This is a genomic window from Rhodococcus sp. BP-241, assembly GCF_019836145.1.
Taxonomy (GTDB): Bacteria; Actinomycetota; Actinomycetes; order Mycobacteriales; family Mycobacteriaceae; genus Rhodococcoides.
In genome coordinates this window covers 63,509-79,072 of the sequence record NZ_JABUEI010000007.1, presented here as the reverse complement: position 1 = coordinate 79,072, position 15,564 = coordinate 63,509, and the positions used below count along the sequence as shown (strand labels likewise).

Here is a 15,564-nt window from a genome sequence, read left to right as displayed (position 1 = left end):
CCGTCACGTACCTGACGTGCTCGCTCCCGAACGGCGCACCCGCGTCGACGTGATCGCCGCTGTGGTGATCGTCGTGGTCGTCCTGGTGGGCGCCTCGGTGATCTGGTTCCGCAGCGACGCTCGCGGCACCACGTCCGTGGTCGCCGACGTGCCTCTCACCGCCCCGGCGTCGGCATTGTCGGTGCCCGAGTCGTTCTCGGAGATCTGGCGCGCCGACGACACCGGAACCGGGGCACCGACCACCGTCGGCGGAGCCGTCGTCGTCTCCACCGACGACGCGGTGACCGGACTCGATCCCGCCACCGGCTCGCCGTCCTGGTCCTACACGCGTGACCGGGCCCTCTGCTCGGTCGTGGGGGCGTGGGACGCGGCGGTGGCGGTGTTCCGGGACGGCCGGGGATGCGGCCAGGTCACCGAGCTCGACGGGTCCACCGGAGCGCGCGAGGACCAGCGCACCAACGACGCCGACGACCCGGTCCGGTTGTCGTTCGACGGCACGTACGTGACCGAACTCGGCGCCACGCGCCTCGAGCTCTGGCGCTCCGACCTCGTGCGCACCCTCGAGTACGGGCGTGTCGACGCCCCGGTCAACCCGCGCAGCCAACCCCGCACCGGATGCGACCTCGTGTCGAGCGCGTCCGCGAGCACCCGCCTCGCCGTGCTGGAACGGTGTCCCGGTGAGGAAGGCCTGCGCCTGACGTCGATGAACCCCGCACCGAAGGACAACACGGTGCCCGACGTGTACGGCTCGACCATCCTGGCCGACGTCCCCGCGGACGCAGCGGCAGCACGCGTCCTCGCGGTGGTCGGGGATCGTCTCGCGGTCTACCTCCCCCCGGCCGGGAACGAGGTCGCCCGAGTGGCACTCTTCGACGGGTCCGCCAACTTCGTCTCCGCGCAGGCCGTGACCGCCGACGTCACCACACCGTCCGCCGACGCCCTCGCATCCGACATCGTGCGTACCGGTTCCGTCGTCTCCTGGTGGACGGGCGCCGACACCGTCGGCTTCACGCAGTCCGATCTGTCACAGCGCTGGGTTCTCGCCGGAACTCTCGGCGCGGGTGCCGTGATGGCCGGTCAGCTCCTCGTCCCGGTTCCCGGCGGTATCGCGGTGGTGGATCCGGAGAACGGCGTCGCCTCCCGCACGATCGCGGTGGACCGCGGCGAGTACACCGGACCGGTCGCACTGTCCGTCCTCGGCACCAGCGTGTTCGAGCGCCGCGGTGCCGAGACCGTCGCCCTGGGCTGAGCCTCAGGCGTCGGCGTCGTACGTGGCCAGGGGTGCACCCTCGGTCCAGTGCGCGGCCAGGTTGTCGGCGAGCTCGCGGTACGCCTGAGCACCCTTGTTCTTACGTCCCGCGATCACCGAGGTGCCGGACGCCGACGCTTCCGCGAACCGCACGGTGCGCGGGATCGGCGGCGCGAGCACCGGGATGTCGTACCGACCGGACACGTCCGCGAGGACGTCACGGCTGTGCGTGGTGCGGGCGTCGTACAGGGTCGCGAGAGCGCCCAGGAGTGTCAGATCGGGGTTGGTGATCTGCTGGACCTCACTGACGGTGCGCAACAGCTGACCCACACCGCGGTGAGCGAGCGTCTCGCACTGCAGCGGGATCAGCACGCTCGTCGCGGCCGTCAGCCCGTTCAGGGTGAGCACGCCCAGTGAGGGCGGGCAGTCCAGCACGATGACGTCGTAGTTCTCGAGGAGGGGCGCGAGAGCGCGTTTGAGGGTGTACTCGCGGCCCGGACGCATGAGCAACAGCGCCTCGGCGCCGGCCAGGTCGATGGTCGCCGGGAGCAGGTCCACACCCTCGTCCGTGCCGAGCACGGCGTCGCCCACGGGAACCCCGGCGGTGAGGACCTCGTGGATCGAGGTCTCCAGCTTGTCGGGGTTGTGCCCCAGCGAGAAGGTCAGACTTCCCTGCGGGTCGAGGTCCACCACGAGTACTCGTCGGCCCAGAGCGACGAGCGCCGCTCCCAGCGATGCCACGGTGGTCGTCTTGGCGACGCCACCCTTCTGGTTGGCCACTGCCAGGATCGTCGTCACAGCACGATCTTGGCATCACTCGGTGTGTCGAGCGACGTTCGGCCCGGCGTGGCGTGATGCCGCACCGGGCCGAACGGGGTGGACCGGAGGCCGAGCTCAGTGCAGCATCGCACCGCGCGCGACGGCGTCACCCTGGTCTGCACGCTGGAACTTCTTGCGCGGCAACAGGAGTGCGGGCACAAAGGTGAACGCGACGATGATCGTGGCCACCAGGAAGGTGCCGCCGAACGCGTCGGCTGCCTGCGCCAGTCCGGCCTGCACGGCATTCGGCCCGATCTGCTCGGCGATCGCCGGGTCACGCTGTGCCGCGATGGCGGGTCCCGCAGCCGCCCGGTCGAGCAGCTGGTTGGTGAGCACCACCGAGATCACGGCCGTACCGATCGACCCGGCCGACTGCTGGATGATGTTCATCAGCGACGAACCGCGGGCGACGGACGCGTCGTCCAACGTCTGGAGCGCGGCGGTCATGATCGGCATCATCGTCGCGCCGAGTCCCAACCCCATGACGAACAGGGCGCCGAGCAGGACGACGTACGAGGTCGAGGATCCCACCTGCGTGAAGACGGCCATGCCCAGCGTCACGAACACCATGCCGGTGATCACGATCTTGCCCGGCCCGATCTTGTCGGCGAGCTGTCCGGCGATGGGCATCGACACCATCGCCCCGAGTCCCTGCGGGGCGAGCAGCAGGCCGGCCATGAGCGTGGTCTCCCCGCGGACCTGCAGGAAGTAGCTCGGGAAGATCAGGCCCGCGCCGAAGAACGCGATGGCGAACAGGCTCATCGCGATCACCGCGACGGACAGGTGACGGTTGGCGAACAGCCGCAGGTCGATCAGCGGGTGCTCGGTCCGCAGGGCGTGGCGCACGAACGCCGCGACCAGGACGAGCCCCACGACGGCGGAGACCAGTACGCGAGCCGACATCACCGTTCCGGTCTCGGGGATCGAGGAGACGCCGAACAGGAAGAGCGCGAGGCCCGGCGACAGCAGCAGCATGCCGACGAAGTCGAAGGACTGCGAGGGCTCGGGTGCGTCCTTCGGGAGGATGACCCACGCGGCCACCAGCGCCACGGCGCCGATGGGCACGTTGATCAGGAAGATCCAGTGCCAGCTCGCCGCGTCGATGAGCCACCCGCCGAGGATCGGGCCCGCGATCGGACCGAGCAGCATCGGTACGCCCAGGACGGCCATGACACGACCGATGCGCTCGGGACCGGCGGCGCGGGTCAGGATCGTCATGCCGAGCGGCATGAGCATGCCGCCGCCGAAGCCCTGCAGGACGCGGAACACGATCAGCGACGTGATGTCCCACGCGACGCTGCACAGCATGGATCCGGCGACGAACAGGATCAGCGCCAGGATGTAGAGGCGCTTGGTACCGAACCGGTCCGCGGCCCAGCCGGTCAGCGGGATGACGGTCGCGAGAGCGAGGGTGTAGCCGGTCATGGTCCAGGCGACGTTGGCGTAGGACGTCTGGAACTCGAAGGCGAAGGTCGGCAGCGCCACGCTCACGACGGTCACGTCGAGGATCGACATGATGGCGCCGATGACGATGACGGCGGCGATCTTGAGGACGGCCGCGTCCAGCCCCTGACCGGTGTCGACACCACCCTGCCCGGGGGTGTTCGGGGACCCCTGCGCGCCATGCTCGGTGCTCTGATCGGTCATGCGGAGTCTCCTGGCTGATCTGTATCCGCCGGCATCGAGGCCGGGTGTCGCGTGATCGGACCAAGGAAGTAAACACCCCACCGGCGGCGATCACCAGCGGATTTCACGAGACCTCCGTCACCGGGACGACCTCCGTCATCGACGCGGCGCGACCCGGGAGCATGATCGAGCCATGGCAGACCCCGACCCCCGTGATCCGGCACCCGCATCGTCCGGAGGGTCCGGGACGTCGCCGCGGCGCTCCGACGCCAGACTCGTGTTGATCCGTCACGGTCAGACGGAGTGGGCGGCGAGCGGTCGACACACCGGACGGACGGACATCGCTCTCACCGCCGACGGGGAGGACCAGGCCCGCGCCGCCGGGGACCGCATCGCGGCGCTCGGGCTCGAACGTCCCCTGGTGGTCAGCAGCCCCCGATCGCGGGCGCTGCGGACGGCGGAGCTGGCCGGACTCACCGTCGATCGGGTGTGGGACGCGCTGGTCGAGTGGGACTACGGCGACTACGAGGGCCTGACCACTCCGCAGATCCGGGAGACCGCGCCGCACTGGACCGTCTGGACGCATCCGTCACCGTCCGGCGAGACCATCGACGCCGTGTCCGCACGGGCCGATCTCGTCCTGTCCGTCGTCGTTCCCACCCTCGCCGAGCGCGACGTCGTGCTCGTCGGGCACGGCCACTTCTCCAGGTCGGTCATCGCGCGGTGGGTCGAGCAACCGGTGACAGAGGGAAAGCGCTTCGCGCTGGCGCCCGCCGGCTTCACCGTGCTGGGGTACGAGCACGAGTACCGGCAGATCCACACCCACAACGTGGATCCTCGCCTCGGTTCCTGAGCTGCCCGGCGTCGGTCGGAGAGCCGCTCAGGCGTCGTCGGTCTCGACGTAGTCGTCGGCGAGCCACCTCGTGGCGGGGCCGCTGAACAGACAGACCAGGACGCCGATGACGACGATGCCGAGCAACGAGCCCAGCACGGGCCGCCCGGAATCGGTGAGGAGCGACCAGACCACCGGAAGCAACAACAGCTGCGCGACGATCGCGATGGCGCGGCCCCAGCGGTGCCCGAGGATCAGGGCGATGCCACCGGTGAGCACGGCGCCCCCGAGTGCGGCGAACCAGATCGCGGTGCCGAAACCGTTGATGACGCTCTCGTCGGCGCCGGCGGCGCCGCGGATCACCAGGACGAGTGCCACCACGACCGCCGTGGCGCCCTGCACGGACACCAACAGGCCCGCGGCGCGCACCGGTGCCGGAACACCGGAATCGGGCAGCTTCGGACGCACCAGGCCACCCTAGAGCACACGCGCGAGGTGGCCGACGGTCACGCGCCGGTGGTCGTGAGCCGCCGCCGCTCGCGTCTACTCTGAGTGATCGTGCGAGCCATCCTCATCGTCAACCCGAACGCCACGTCCACCACGGCTGCCGGCCGAGACCTGGTGGCGCATGCGCTCGCGAGCAGGGTGTCGCTCAGAGTGCTCCACACCACGCACCGTGGACACGCGAGCGAACTCGCGACCGAGGCCCGCCGGGCCGGTATCGATCTGGTGATCGTGCACGGCGGCGACGGAACGGTGAACGAGGTGGTGAACGGACTTCTCGGTGTTCCTGCCCCGACCTCCATGCAGTCGGTCACCGTGGGACCCGTGCCGCTGCTGGCGGTCGTCCCGGGCGGATCCGCCAACGTGTTCGCTCGCTCGCTGGGCATCGCGCGGGACCCGGTCGAGGCCACCAACCAGCTCATCGATCTGCTGGAGTCGGGAACGAGCAGGCGTATCGGCCTGGGGCACTGCGACAAGACATGGTTCCTGTTCAACGCCGGCCTCGGATGGGACGCGGACGTGTGCGACGCGATCGATCGAGGCCGCAAGGGCGGCGAGGCGGTCACGCCCTCGCGCTACGTCCGGACCGCGGTCACCACGTTCTTCCGCCGCAAGCGTCGCGACCCGCACCTCACCGTGGAGACCGACACCGGCGAGGCCGTGACGGGCGTTCACTTCGCGTTCGTGACCAACTCCGATCCGTGGACGTTCCTCGACGCACGTCCGGTCCGAACGAACCCCGGCACCTCGTTCGACAGCGGACTCGGCATATTCGCAATGCGATCCACGAAGGTGTTCACGACGTTGCGAGTGGTCGTGCAAATGCTGTCCGGAACGTCCGGTCCGCATTCACGGGCGCTTCTCCGAGAGGACGACGTGAAATGGATTCGCGTGCGTTCGGTGGAACCGACCGGCCTGCAGGTCGACGGCGACTACCTGGGAGAACGCACCGAGGTCGAATTCGCGTCCGCACCGGACGCCCTCGCCGTCGTGGCGCCTTTACCTGGCGATACCCCGTAGGCCAAGCTACTGTGTTTCACATCTCCCGATCCGGGTACCAGACGTCGGGTGTGAAACCAAATCGGGTCCAGTGAGCTTGGCCACCCGCACCGCGTCATCTCTTGACTTCTGCTTGGTTCGTGAAAGCATTCACAAGTAACAGTGCGGAAACATTGGTTGCCGCGCTCGCGAACTGCAGGACAACAAGCCCACGATCCGGACGTGAGTCCAGGATCAGTTATTCGACAGCGCCGTCGTGCGCTCAGTGAGGAGTAAGAGGATGGATTGGCGCCACAAGGCTATCTGTCGCGACGAGGACCCGGAACTGTTCTTCCCGGTGGGAAACAGCGGCCCGGCACTCGCACAGATCGCTGATGCCAAGGTCGTGTGCAACCGGTGCCCCGTCACCGCGGACTGCCTGTCCTGGGCTCTCGAGTCCGGTCAGGATGCGGGTGTCTGGGGCGGCATGAGCGAGGACGAGCGTCGCGCGCTGAAGCGTCGTAACGCGCGTACCCGCGCACGCTCGGCGGTCTGACACAGCTCGCAAGACGCACGCAGGCCCGGCACCGCATGGTGCCGGGCCTTTTGTGTGTCCGACGGGCAGCCAGTGTCAGCCGCGTGGTTCTCGGCGTCCGAGCGGGACGCGGAGCTCGGCAGCGGTGCCCCCGTCCGGCCCGGCCGCGACGCTGATGGTGCCGCCCAACTCCACCGTGACGAGTGTCGAGACGATCTGCAGTCCCAGCCGGTCGGACGCCGACGCGTCGAAGTCGTCGGAGACTCCACGGCCGTCGTCGCGCACGGTGACCTCCAGCATGCGTGAGGACCGTCGGGACTCGATGGTCACACGGCCTCGCGCACCCGGATCGAACCCGTGCTCGAGCGAGTTCTGGACCAGCTCGGTGAGCACCATGACCAGCGGGGTCGCCCGTTCGGCCGGGAACACGCCCAGGCTGCCCTCGCGACCGACGGTGACGTCCGCGGACAGCGAGCCGATGTCGACCATGACGGGAACCAGGCGGTCGACCACCTCGTCCAGGTCGACGACCTCGTCCACCGACGTCGACAGCACGTCGTGGACGAGGGCGATGGAGGTGACCCGGCGGACCGACTCGCTCAGCGCGACCTTGGCCTCGTCGTTGTTGGTCCGGCGAGCTTGCAGACGCAGGAGAGCAGCGACGGTCTGCAGGTTGTTCTTGACCCGGTGATGGATCTCGCGGATGGTCGCGTCCTTGCTCAGCAGCGCGCGATCTCGACGCTTCACCTCGGTGACGTCCCGGACCAGTACCAGAGCGCCCACGGACGTGCCGGCCGGGCGCAGCGGAACCGTGCGCAGCAGCACGGTGGCACCGCGAGCGTCCACCTCCATCCGTCGTCCCCCGGCGGACGTGACGGCCGCTCCGATGGTGGCGGCGATCTCCTCCGCGTCGAAGGGATCGGTGACGAGCGACCGGGTCGACGCAGCGAGGTCGTGGCCGGGGAGATCTGCCGTCAACCCCATCCGGTGGTAGGCGGACACCGCGTTGGGGCTCGCGTAGGTGACCATGCCGGCGGTGTCGAGGCGGATGAACCCGTCGCCGACGCGTGGGCTCGAGTTGACGTCCGTCTTCTCGGACGGCGAGGGGAACGACCCCTCCGCGATCATGTCGGAGAGGTGGTGGGCGCAGTCGCGGTACGCGGCCTCCAGCAAGCTCGGCGGTCGGCCGGAGACCGGCGCGGAGTCACGCGTCAGCACGGCGACCACGCGGCCGTCGACGCGCACGGGAACGGCGTCGTGGGGCGGACCCTGATCGTCGGGGAGGCGACCACCGCCGCGCACGATCGACGCCGTGCGCAGGCACTCCGCGACCTCGGGATGTTCGGTCTCCCCGACCACCGCACCGACCGTGTCCGACGGGATCACCGTGGGGGCCGTCGTCGGACGACACTGCGCGACGCACACCACCGTCGCCGTGTCCGACGACGTCACCGCACGCGATCCGGGATGGTCGACGGGCACCCAGAGCAGCAGGTCCGCGAAGGAGATGTCCGCGAGGATCTGCCACTCCCCCACGACGCGTTGCAGATGATCGACCGCCGTACCCGGCAGGTCGGTGTGCTCGGCGAGCATCTCGGACAGCGTGGACACGACGAATCACCCTGTCTCGGTGCGGCGTCGGCTGATCAGAGTGGTGACCGGATCAGGAGATGACGGCGATCAGGTCGCCCTGCTGGATGACGTCGCCCACGGCGACTCCGATGGACGTCACGGTGCCCGCGGACTCGGCGAGCACGGGAATCTCCATCTTCATCGACTCGAGCACCACCACGGCGTCGCCCTCGTTCACGTGATCACCCTCGGCGACGACGATCTGGAACACCGTCGACACCATCTCGGCTCGGACGTCCTCGGCCATCACGGTCCCCCTGTTCCGTTCCGCTCGTCTGCACGCGCGTGTCGACTCGTTCGGTGAACGGACCACGCCGGAGGCACGGCCGCTCGTCGTACAGCCAACCACACGTGAGAAACTGGGTGGAACAGGAAGGAGATCCACCATGGGCAAGCGAGGACGCAAGAAGCGCAGCCGTAAGGGAAATGCAGCCAACCACGGCAAGCGCCCCAACAGCTGATCACGAGCACCACACGACGAAGGGCCGGGACGCACAGCGTCCCGGCCCTTCGTCGTGTAGGCGGTCAGTCCTCGGTGGCGGTGATGGTCACCGACCGCCGGATCTCCAGCGTCAGGCGCTCCCGCAGGCCTTCCGGAGCCCGCTCGCCGCCGCACTTGCGGCCGACCAGAGACTTGATCTTCTCCTCGATGCCGTACTGCGCGAGGCACGAACCGCAACTGTCGAGGTGACGCTGCACGCGCTGCCTGCTGGCCTCGTCGCACTCGTTGTCGAGCAACGTCCACACGTCGGCGATGACGGCCGAGCAGTCCAGGTCCTCGAACTCGTTGCCGCTCATCGTGCTACCTCCTCGGTCGCCGCGGCGGACCGGTTGAATCCACGGTCGCGAGCGACCTCCGCCAGTTCGTTGCGCAGTTGCTTGCGGCCGCGGTGCAACCGCGACATCACGGTGCCGATGGGCGTGCCCATGATCTCGGCGATCTCCTTGTACGGGAAGCCCTCGACGTCGGCGTAGTACACCGCCATGCGGAACTCCTCGGGCAACGCCTGCAGCGCCGCCTTGATGTCGTCGTCGGGCAGGGCGTCCAGCGCCTCGACCTCGGCCGACCGTAGACCGGTGGACGAGTGCTCAGCGGTGGCCGCGAGCTGCCAGTCGGTGATCTCGTCCGTCGGGTACTGCGCCGGCTGGCGCTGCTTCTTCCGGTACGAGTTGATGTAGGTGTTGGTCAGGATCCGGTAGAGCCACGCCTTGAGGTTCGTGCCCTCGCGGAAGCTCTTGAACGCCGTGTACGCCTTGACGTACGTCTCCTGGACCAGGTCCTCGGCATCGGACGGGTTCCGCGTCATCCGCAGGGCCGCGCCGTACAGCTGGTCGAGCAGCGGGAGCGCGTCACGCTCGAACCGCGCCGTCAGATCCGCAGCGTTCTCCCGCGAGCGGATGCCGTCCTCTGTCTCGAGGATCGCAGGATCGACGGCGCCCGTCGTGGTGCCGGTCTCGGTCTGTGGCTGATCCGTCACGCTGGCCCCTCTCGTGTGCCCCGCGGCGACCGCCCCGTCCTCCGAGGTGTCGACCTCGGACGTCCGGGAACCGGTGAGCTCACCGTGGTCGTCCGGACTCCACTTTACCGATGGGATCACCACCACATTCGTCAGCGTCGCCGAGAGCCCCTCGGCTCCGGAGCGCTCCGGTGCAACGACGTTCACACGCCCTCCTCCGTCGAGCGGCGGCGCACAGTGCGCGCCGTCCTGATGCTGCGTGCAACAGCCGTGGCCGCCGTCGTGTTCCCCCCGCTGCCGGACCGTCTCCGCGAGTACGGCCAGAATGTCGTGTACCAGCAGCCGATCACGACGTTCTCGACGTACTCGCGGGGCGGGTGATCACGGTGGGAAGGGACCACGACGCCATGGCCGGATCGGCTACTCCCGCGACGACGATGCTGACGCGGCTCGGAATCGAGTTCACCGTCCACACCTACGAGCACGACCGCGGCACCGAGCAGTACGGCGACGAGGCGGTCGACGCACTGTCCGCCGGCCTCGGTGTGTCGGCGGATCGGGTGTTCAAGACCCTGGTCGTGTCGACGGGCTCCTCGTTGGCGGTCGCGGTTCTTCCCGTGCCGGACATGCTCGCCCTGAAGTCCGTCGCCGCCGCCCTCGGGGCGAGCAAGGTGTCGATGGCCGATCCCGCAGCCGTGTGCCGGTCGACGGGCTACGTCCTGGGGGGCGTCTCCCCGGTCGGTCAGCGCACGCCCCTGCCCACGGTCGTCGACACGTCGGCACTCGGGCACTCGACCCTCTTCTGCAGCGGCGGTCGGCGCGGTCTGGAGATCGAACTCTCCGCACAGGATCTCGTGCGGGCCACCGCCGCGACCGTCGCGGACATCCGACGCGCGTCCGCCAGTGAGAGACTGTGACCGTGACGTCCTGGATCGCGCCCCTCGCCCCGCAGCCCGTCCGTGCGACCGTCGACCTCCCGGGGTCGAAGTCGATCACCAATCGCGCCCTGATCCTCGCGGCGCTCGCGCACGGACCGTCGACGGTGACCGGTGCTCTGCGCAGCCGTGACACCGATCTGATGATCGATGCGCTGCGCACCCTGGGTGCTGTCGTGCAGTCCCCCGACGACGACGGGACGACGGTGCGGGTCACCCCCGGACCCGGCCGCGGCGGCGACGTGGACTGCGGGCTGGCCGGCACCGTCATGCGCTTCGTTCCCCCCGTGGCCGCGCTGGCCACCGGTCGCTCGCGCTTCGACGGCGACGAGCACGCCCGCTCGCGCCCGCAGCAGACCATTCTCGACGCGCTCCGCGCCCTCGGTGTTCCCGTGAGCGGGGACCGGTTGCCGTTCGTCGTCGACGGCACGGGCCGGGTCCGCGGGGGCACGGTCCGACTGGACGCGTCCGGGTCGTCCCAGTTCGTGTCGGGGCTCCTGCTCTCGGCGGCGCGGTTCGACGAGGGCCTCGTCGTCGAGCACGTCGGTCCCCCGGTGCCGTCGATGCCTCACATCGACATGACGGTGGAGATGCTGCGCGAGAGCGGGATCGAGGTGGAGACTCCCAAGGACTCGGGCGTTCCGAACCGGTGGCGCGTGCATCCCGGCGCCGTGGCTCCGGTAGACCGTGTCGTGGAACCGGACCTGTCCAACGCGACCCCGTTCCTCGCCGCGGCGGCCGTCACGGGCGGTGAGGTGACCGTGCCCCGGTGGCCTGCCCGGACGACGCAGCCCGGTGACGCGTTCCGCGACATCCTCACGTCGATGGGGGCCGAGGTGTTGCTCACTGCCGAGTCGCTCACGGCGCGGGGGCCCGAGAAGCTCGAGGGCGTCGACGTGGACCTGCACGACATCGGCGAGCTGACCCCCACGGTCGCGGCGATGGCGGCCCTGGCCGGGTCCCCCTCGCGCCTGCGCGGGATCGCCCATCTGCGCGGGCACGAGACGGATCGGCTCGCCGCACTCACGGCGGAACTCGGTGCTCTGGGCTGCGGTGTCGAGGAGACCGAGGACGGCCTGATCATCGAGCCGGCGCCGCTGCACGGCGGACCCTGGCGGGCGTACGCCGACCATCGCATGGCCACGGCGGGCGCCGTGATCGGTCTGGTCGTCCCGAGCGTCGAGGTCGACGACATCGACTCCACCGCCAAGACGCTGCCGGGGTTCGCGACCCTCTGGAGCGCCATGCTGGCCGGAGGTGGTGCACGCTGATCCGGCGGGTGTACGACGAGTCGGACGTCCGCGTCCGGCCGGGCAAGGGCACGCGCCCACGAACGAAGACGCGGCCCACCCACGCCGACGCCTCGGACGCGATGGTGGTGTCGGTGGATCGCGGCCGGTGGGGCTGCGTGATCGACAACGATCCCGAGCGCCTCGTGGTCGCCATGCGAGCGCGCGAGCTGGGCCGGACCCCGATCGTCGTCGGTGACGCGGTGGGCATCGTCGGCGACGTCTCGGGACGCGTCGACGCCCTGGCCCGCATCGTCCGCGTGGACGAACGACGAACGGTTCTGCGGCGCACCGCCGACGACACGGATCCGTACGAGCGTGTCGTGGTGGCCAACGCGGACCAGCTGCTGATCGTGGTGGCGTTGGCCGACCCGCCACCCCGCTCGGGCTTCGTCGAGCGCGCGATGGTGGCAGCGTTCGTGGGTGGTCTCCGACCCGTGCTGTGTCTGACGAAGGACGACTTGGCGTCGTCCGACGAGTTCGCCGCCGTCTTCGCCGACCTCGACGTGCCGGTGGTGCTGGTGGGCCGGGACCGTCCGCTGGACGAGCTCCTGGCGATGATCACCGGGAAGTCGTCCGCGCTGATCGGCCACTCGGGGGTGGGCAAGTCGACCCTGGTGAACCGGCTGGTGCCGGAAGCACATCGCGCCGTCGGCATCGTCTCCGGCGTCGGCAAGGGACGGCACACGTCGACTCAGTCGGTGTCGCTGCATCTTCCGGGTGGAGGCTGGGTCATCGACACTCCCGGTATCCGGTCCTTCGGGCTGGCCCACATCTCGCCGGAGGATGTCGTCGCGGCGTTCTCGGACCTCGCCGTCACCATCGAGGACTGCCCGCGCGGCTGCACACACCTCGGGCCGCCGGCCGACCCGGAGTGCGCTCTGGACACCCTGACAGGACAGCAGGCGAACCGCGTCGCCGCGGTTCGCCTGCTGTTGGTGGCCGTGATGTCGAACGACTCCTACTGACGGAGCTCCGACCGATCGATCAGCGCGAGAGCAGCTTTCGCAGTCCCGTGCCGCCCTTACCCTGCTTGATCGCGCTCAGCAGACCGGAACGACGTCCGGTCACCGGGTCGACCGTCGAGGTGACGTTGCCCCCGAACTTGCGCTCGGATGCCGTCTCCGGTGCGTCGTCCGCCGTGGCCTTGAGGTACTTGTCGGGGAGCGACAGCTTCGCGATGGTGCGCCAGGACTTGCCGTACTGGGCGAGGAAAGGCCCTGTGGTGTACGGCAGGTCGTACTTCTCGCACAGTTCGCGGACCCGCACACTGATCGCGGCGAGCCGGTTGCTCGGCAGATCGGGGAACACGTGGTGCTCGATCTGGTAGCAGAGGTTGCCCGACATGAAGGCGAGGGTCGGTCCGGCGTGGAAGTTGGCGCTGCCCAACATCTGTCGGAGGTACCACTGCCCCTGCGTCTCGTCCTGGAGGTCGTGGCGCGTGAACTTCTCCGCACCGTCCGGGAAGTGACCGCAGAAGATGACGGCGTTCGTCCAGATGTTACGGATGACGTTCGCCATGATGTTGGCGGTCAACGTCTTCCGGTAGGACGCGGCGGGCGACAGCGACGTGATGGCCGGCGTGATCGCATAGTCCTTCAGCATCTGGCGGCCGACCTTGTCGCCGACCTCCTTCAGCTTGCGTCGCGTCTCCTCCTTGGGCACACGGCCTTTCACGGCCTTGCCCAGCTCGAGATGCTGTACCGCCACGCCGTACTCGAACAGGAGCATCAGCAGCGTGTTGTACACGAGGTTGCCGGCATTGAACGGGACCCACTTGCGGTCACGCGTGACGCGGATGAGGCCGTAGCCCACGTCGTCGTCCATGCCCAGCACGTTGGTGTACTTGTGATGGATGTAGTTGTGGGTCTGCTTCCAGTGCTCGGACGGACCGGTGTTGTCCCATTCCCACGAGGTGGAATGGATCTCCGGGTCGTTCATCCAGTCCCACTGGCCGTGCATGACGTTGTGGCCGAGCTCCATGTTCTCGACGATCTTCGAGACACCGAGCATCGCGCTACCGGCCCACCACGCGGCGCGGTGGTTGCTGGCGAGCATCGTGGTGCGGCCGAGGGCCTCGAGGGAGCGCTGGAAACGGATGGTGTTGCGGATGTACCGCGCATCCTTCTCGCCGCGCGACTCTTCGATCTCCCGACGCAACGCGTCGAGTTCATGGCCCAGCGCCTCGACGTCGGCCTCGGTGAGGTGGGCATATTCCTTGACGTCGGAAATCGCCATGTGGTCACTCCTCGGCAGGTGGTCGATGCCCGTGTGGGCCTGACCGTGGTTACTCTACCGGAAGTTACGCACCCGTAGGTTACGCCGTCGTATCTGTGACCCGCTTCACTGCCTGACGCGCCTCGAGCCGCGCCTCGTGCAGGGCCGACCGCAGTCCGCGCTTGCGACCGGTGACCGGATCGAACCGCACCCGGTCCACGACGGAGGAACCGGAGCTCTGGAAACGGCGCTCCGAACTGGTCTCCGGCGCATCGTCCGACGTGCGACGAAGCAGCTGGTCGGGCAGCGACAGCTTGAAGATGGTGCGCAGCGCCTTCCAGTACTGGGTCGCCAGGTTGCCGGTGGTGTACGGCAGGTCGTACTTGTCGCACAGGGCGCGCACCCGGACGGCCACCTCGGCGTACCGGTTGCTCGGCAGGTCCGGGAACAGGTGATGCTCGATCTGGTAGCAGAGGTTGCCGCTCATGAACGCCATCGTGGGGCCGGCCGTGAAGTTGGCGCTGCCGAGCATCTGCCGGAGGTACCACTCCTCGTGGGTCTCCGTCTCGAACTGGCCCATCGTGAACTTCTCGGCGCCGTCCGGGAAGTGACCGCAGAAGATCACGGCGTACGCCCACAAGTTCCGCACCACGTTGGCGGTGAGGTTCGCCCCGAGTGCACGACGCCACGCCGGACCCGCGAGCAGCGGGAAGAGCACGAAATCCTTGCCGACCTGCGACGCGACCTTCCGAGCGAACTCCTTGTTAGGCTCCGATAGCAGCTGCGTCGCGGGAACACCGGCCTCGAGCTTCGCCGCGTCCAGGTCGTGCAGAGCGATGCCCCACTCGAACGTCAGTGCCAGCACCAGGTTGCCCAGGGGCTGCACCAGGTTGCGTGGCCGCCACTTCTCGTCGCGGGTCATCCGGAGGATCCCGAAGCCCACGTCGTGGTCCATGCCGACGATGTTGGTGTACGTGTGATGCGAGTAGTTGTGCGCACGCTTCCAGTGCGCGGACGGACCGGTCTGGTCCCACTCCCACGAGGTGGAGTGGATCTCCGGATCGTTCATCCAGTCCCACTGACCGTGAGAGACGTTGTGGCCCAACTCCATGTTCTCGATGATCTTGCTGGCCGCCAGCAGACCTGCGCCCACCAGCGCGGCCGAGCGCCAGCGGGAACCCATGATCGCGAGCCGCCCGCCGACCTCGAGCGCGCGCTGCAGCGCGATGGTGCGGCGGATGTACTCCGCGTCCTTGCGTCCTCGGGTGTCCTCGACGTCCCGACGGATGGCATCGAGTTCACGACCGAGGGACTCGATGTCCTCGTCGGTCAGATGTGCGAACTCCAAGATGTCCGTGATGGCCATGCTGGTCTACTCCCCGGATCGCGGTATGCCGTTCCTCGCACCGATTCGGTATCGGCGGGCAGGCCTTTCCGAGAATAGCGGACGAGCCTGTGCGCAGGGTGTGTGTGCGATCACCCCTGCGGCGC

18 protein-coding genes are annotated in these 15,564 nt (G+C 68.8%); 9 read left to right on the top strand and 9 right to left on the bottom strand.

Features of this window, described 5'->3' with window-relative positions:
- The first annotated feature begins 16 nt into the window (after positions 1-16).
- Positions 17-1,249, top strand: coding sequence for a PQQ-binding-like beta-propeller repeat protein (locus HQ308_RS15315; RefSeq protein ID WP_222647034.1), 1,233 nt, complete (start codon positions 17-19; stop codon positions 1,247-1,249).
- A gap of 3 nt (positions 1,250-1,252) precedes the next feature.
- Here the strand turns inward: HQ308_RS15315 and HQ308_RS15310 are convergent, their stop codons facing one another.
- Positions 1,253-2,047 (bottom strand): ParA family protein, encoded by a 795-nt coding sequence (locus HQ308_RS15310; protein ID WP_222647032.1) that lies wholly within the window; start codon positions 2,045-2,047, stop codon positions 1,253-1,255.
- Between the two features lie 96 nt (positions 2,048-2,143).
- The gene (locus HQ308_RS15305; protein ID WP_222647030.1) at positions 2,144-3,715 is read right to left on the bottom strand and encodes a DHA2 family efflux MFS transporter permease subunit; all 1,572 of its coding nucleotides are present in this window, start codon (positions 3,713-3,715) and stop codon (positions 2,144-2,146) included.
- A 172-nt stretch (positions 3,716-3,887) separates the two neighbouring features.
- On the opposite strand from HQ308_RS15305, the gene HQ308_RS15300 reads away from it, so the two are divergent.
- On the top strand, positions 3,888-4,547 hold the full coding sequence (locus tag HQ308_RS15300) for an acid phosphatase (protein WP_081821426.1): 660 nt from the start codon (positions 3,888-3,890) through the stop codon (positions 4,545-4,547).
- 27 nt (positions 4,548-4,574) lie between these two features.
- On the opposite strand, the gene HQ308_RS15295 is transcribed toward HQ308_RS15300, so the two are convergent.
- Positions 4,575-4,997 carry a hypothetical protein gene (locus HQ308_RS15295; protein ID WP_027506850.1) on the bottom strand — a complete coding sequence of 141 codons (423 nt, stop codon included), beginning with the start codon at positions 4,995-4,997 and terminating at the stop codon, positions 4,575-4,577.
- Between the two features lie 87 nt (positions 4,998-5,084).
- Here HQ308_RS15295 and HQ308_RS15290 point away from each other — a divergent pair, with 87 nt between their 5' ends.
- Positions 5,085-6,050: a diacylglycerol kinase family protein gene (locus tag HQ308_RS15290; protein WP_027506851.1), complete on the top strand. Its 966-nt coding sequence runs from the start codon at positions 5,085-5,087 to the stop codon at positions 6,048-6,050.
- A 259-nt stretch (positions 6,051-6,309) separates the two neighbouring features.
- A complete protein-coding gene (locus tag HQ308_RS15285) occupies positions 6,310-6,564 on the top strand; it encodes a WhiB family transcriptional regulator (RefSeq protein WP_027506852.1) in 255 nt (84 codons plus the stop codon).
- A 75-nt stretch (positions 6,565-6,639) separates the two neighbouring features.
- On the opposite strand, the gene HQ308_RS15280 is transcribed toward HQ308_RS15285, so the two are convergent.
- Positions 6,640-8,154, bottom strand: a complete 1,515-nt coding sequence (locus HQ308_RS15280; RefSeq protein WP_222647029.1) for a sensor histidine kinase — start codon at positions 8,152-8,154, stop codon at positions 6,640-6,642.
- Positions 8,155-8,206: 52 nt separating this feature from the next.
- Positions 8,207-8,422, bottom strand: coding sequence for a biotin/lipoyl-binding carrier protein (locus HQ308_RS15275; protein WP_027506854.1), 216 nt, complete (start codon positions 8,420-8,422; stop codon positions 8,207-8,209).
- Between the two features lie 139 nt (positions 8,423-8,561).
- On the opposite strand from HQ308_RS15275, the gene HQ308_RS23075 reads away from it, so the two are divergent.
- A complete protein-coding gene (locus HQ308_RS23075) occupies positions 8,562-8,636 on the top strand; it encodes a 50S ribosomal protein bL37 (RefSeq protein WP_110293457.1) in 75 nt (24 codons plus the stop codon).
- A 64-nt stretch (positions 8,637-8,700) separates the two neighbouring features.
- Here HQ308_RS23075 and rsrA read toward each other — a convergent pair whose 3' ends face one another.
- A complete protein-coding gene (gene rsrA / locus HQ308_RS15270) occupies positions 8,701-8,973 on the bottom strand; it encodes a mycothiol system anti-sigma-R factor (RefSeq protein ID WP_027506855.1) in 273 nt (90 codons plus the stop codon).
- Positions 8,970-9,596: a sigma-70 family RNA polymerase sigma factor gene (locus HQ308_RS15265; protein WP_037186858.1), complete on the bottom strand. Its 627-nt coding sequence runs from the start codon at positions 9,594-9,596 to the stop codon at positions 8,970-8,972. Before HQ308_RS15265 ends, rsrA begins: the two co-directional genes overlap by 4 nt.
- A 288-nt stretch (positions 9,597-9,884) precedes the next feature.
- On the opposite strand from HQ308_RS15265, the gene HQ308_RS22660 reads away from it, so the two are divergent.
- From HQ308_RS22660 to rsgA, 4 genes are read left to right on the top strand one after another with little or no spacing between them, the layout of a single operon-like run.
- Positions 9,885-10,013, top strand: a complete 129-nt coding sequence (locus HQ308_RS22660; protein ID WP_261776164.1) for a hypothetical protein — start codon at positions 9,885-9,887, stop codon at positions 10,011-10,013.
- Between the two features lie 26 nt (positions 10,014-10,039).
- Positions 10,040-10,549 carry an aminoacyl-tRNA deacylase gene (locus HQ308_RS15260; RefSeq protein WP_222647028.1) on the top strand — a complete coding sequence of 170 codons (510 nt, stop codon included), beginning with the start codon at positions 10,040-10,042 and terminating at the stop codon, positions 10,547-10,549.
- 2 nt (positions 10,550-10,551) lie between these two features.
- The gene (gene aroA, locus HQ308_RS15255) at positions 10,552-11,838 is read left to right on the top strand and encodes a 3-phosphoshikimate 1-carboxyvinyltransferase (protein WP_308115792.1); all 1,287 of its coding nucleotides are present in this window, start codon (positions 10,552-10,554) and stop codon (positions 11,836-11,838) included.
- Positions 11,839-11,846: 8 nt separating this feature from the next.
- On the top strand, positions 11,847-12,824 hold the full coding sequence (gene rsgA, locus HQ308_RS15250) for a ribosome small subunit-dependent GTPase A (RefSeq protein ID WP_155957112.1): 978 nt from the start codon (positions 11,847-11,849) through the stop codon (positions 12,822-12,824).
- A gap of 19 nt (positions 12,825-12,843) precedes the next feature.
- On the opposite strand, the gene HQ308_RS15245 is transcribed toward rsgA, so the two are convergent.
- Positions 12,844-14,094: a fatty acid desaturase gene (locus HQ308_RS15245; protein ID WP_027506859.1), complete on the bottom strand. Its 1,251-nt coding sequence runs from the start codon at positions 14,092-14,094 to the stop codon at positions 12,844-12,846.
- A 79-nt stretch (positions 14,095-14,173) separates the two neighbouring features.
- Positions 14,174-15,439, bottom strand: coding sequence for a fatty acid desaturase (locus HQ308_RS15240; RefSeq protein ID WP_056447798.1), 1,266 nt, complete (start codon positions 15,437-15,439; stop codon positions 14,174-14,176).
- Between the last annotated feature and the right edge of the window lie 125 nt (positions 15,440-15,564).

Excerpts from the sequence above, each read along its gene's own strand:
- HQ308_RS15260 (WP_222647028.1), top strand. The coding sequence starts at position 10,040 with ATGGCCGGATCGGCTACTCCCGCGACGACGATGCTGACGCGGCTCGGA.
- HQ308_RS15300 (WP_081821426.1), top strand. The coding sequence starts at position 3,888 with ATGGCAGACCCCGACCCCCGTGATCCGGCACCCGCATCGTCCGGAGGG.
- HQ308_RS22660 (WP_261776164.1), top strand. The coding sequence starts at position 9,885 with ATGCTGCGTGCAACAGCCGTGGCCGCCGTCGTGTTCCCCCCGCTGCCG.
- HQ308_RS15285 (WP_027506852.1), top strand. The coding sequence starts at position 6,310 with ATGGATTGGCGCCACAAGGCTATCTGTCGCGACGAGGACCCGGAACTG.
- HQ308_RS15245 (WP_027506859.1), bottom strand. The coding sequence starts at position 14,094 with ATGGCGATTTCCGACGTCAAGGAATATGCCCACCTCACCGAGGCCGAC.
- HQ308_RS15305 (WP_222647030.1), bottom strand. The coding sequence starts at position 3,715 with ATGACCGATCAGAGCACCGAGCATGGCGCGCAGGGGTCCCCGAACACC.
- rsrA (WP_027506855.1), bottom strand. The coding sequence starts at position 8,973 with ATGAGCGGCAACGAGTTCGAGGACCTGGACTGCTCGGCCGTCATCGCC.
- HQ308_RS15275 (WP_027506854.1), bottom strand. The coding sequence starts at position 8,422 with ATGGCCGAGGACGTCCGAGCCGAGATGGTGTCGACGGTGTTCCAGATC.
- HQ308_RS15240 (WP_056447798.1), bottom strand. The coding sequence starts at position 15,439 with ATGGCCATCACGGACATCTTGGAGTTCGCACATCTGACCGACGAGGAC.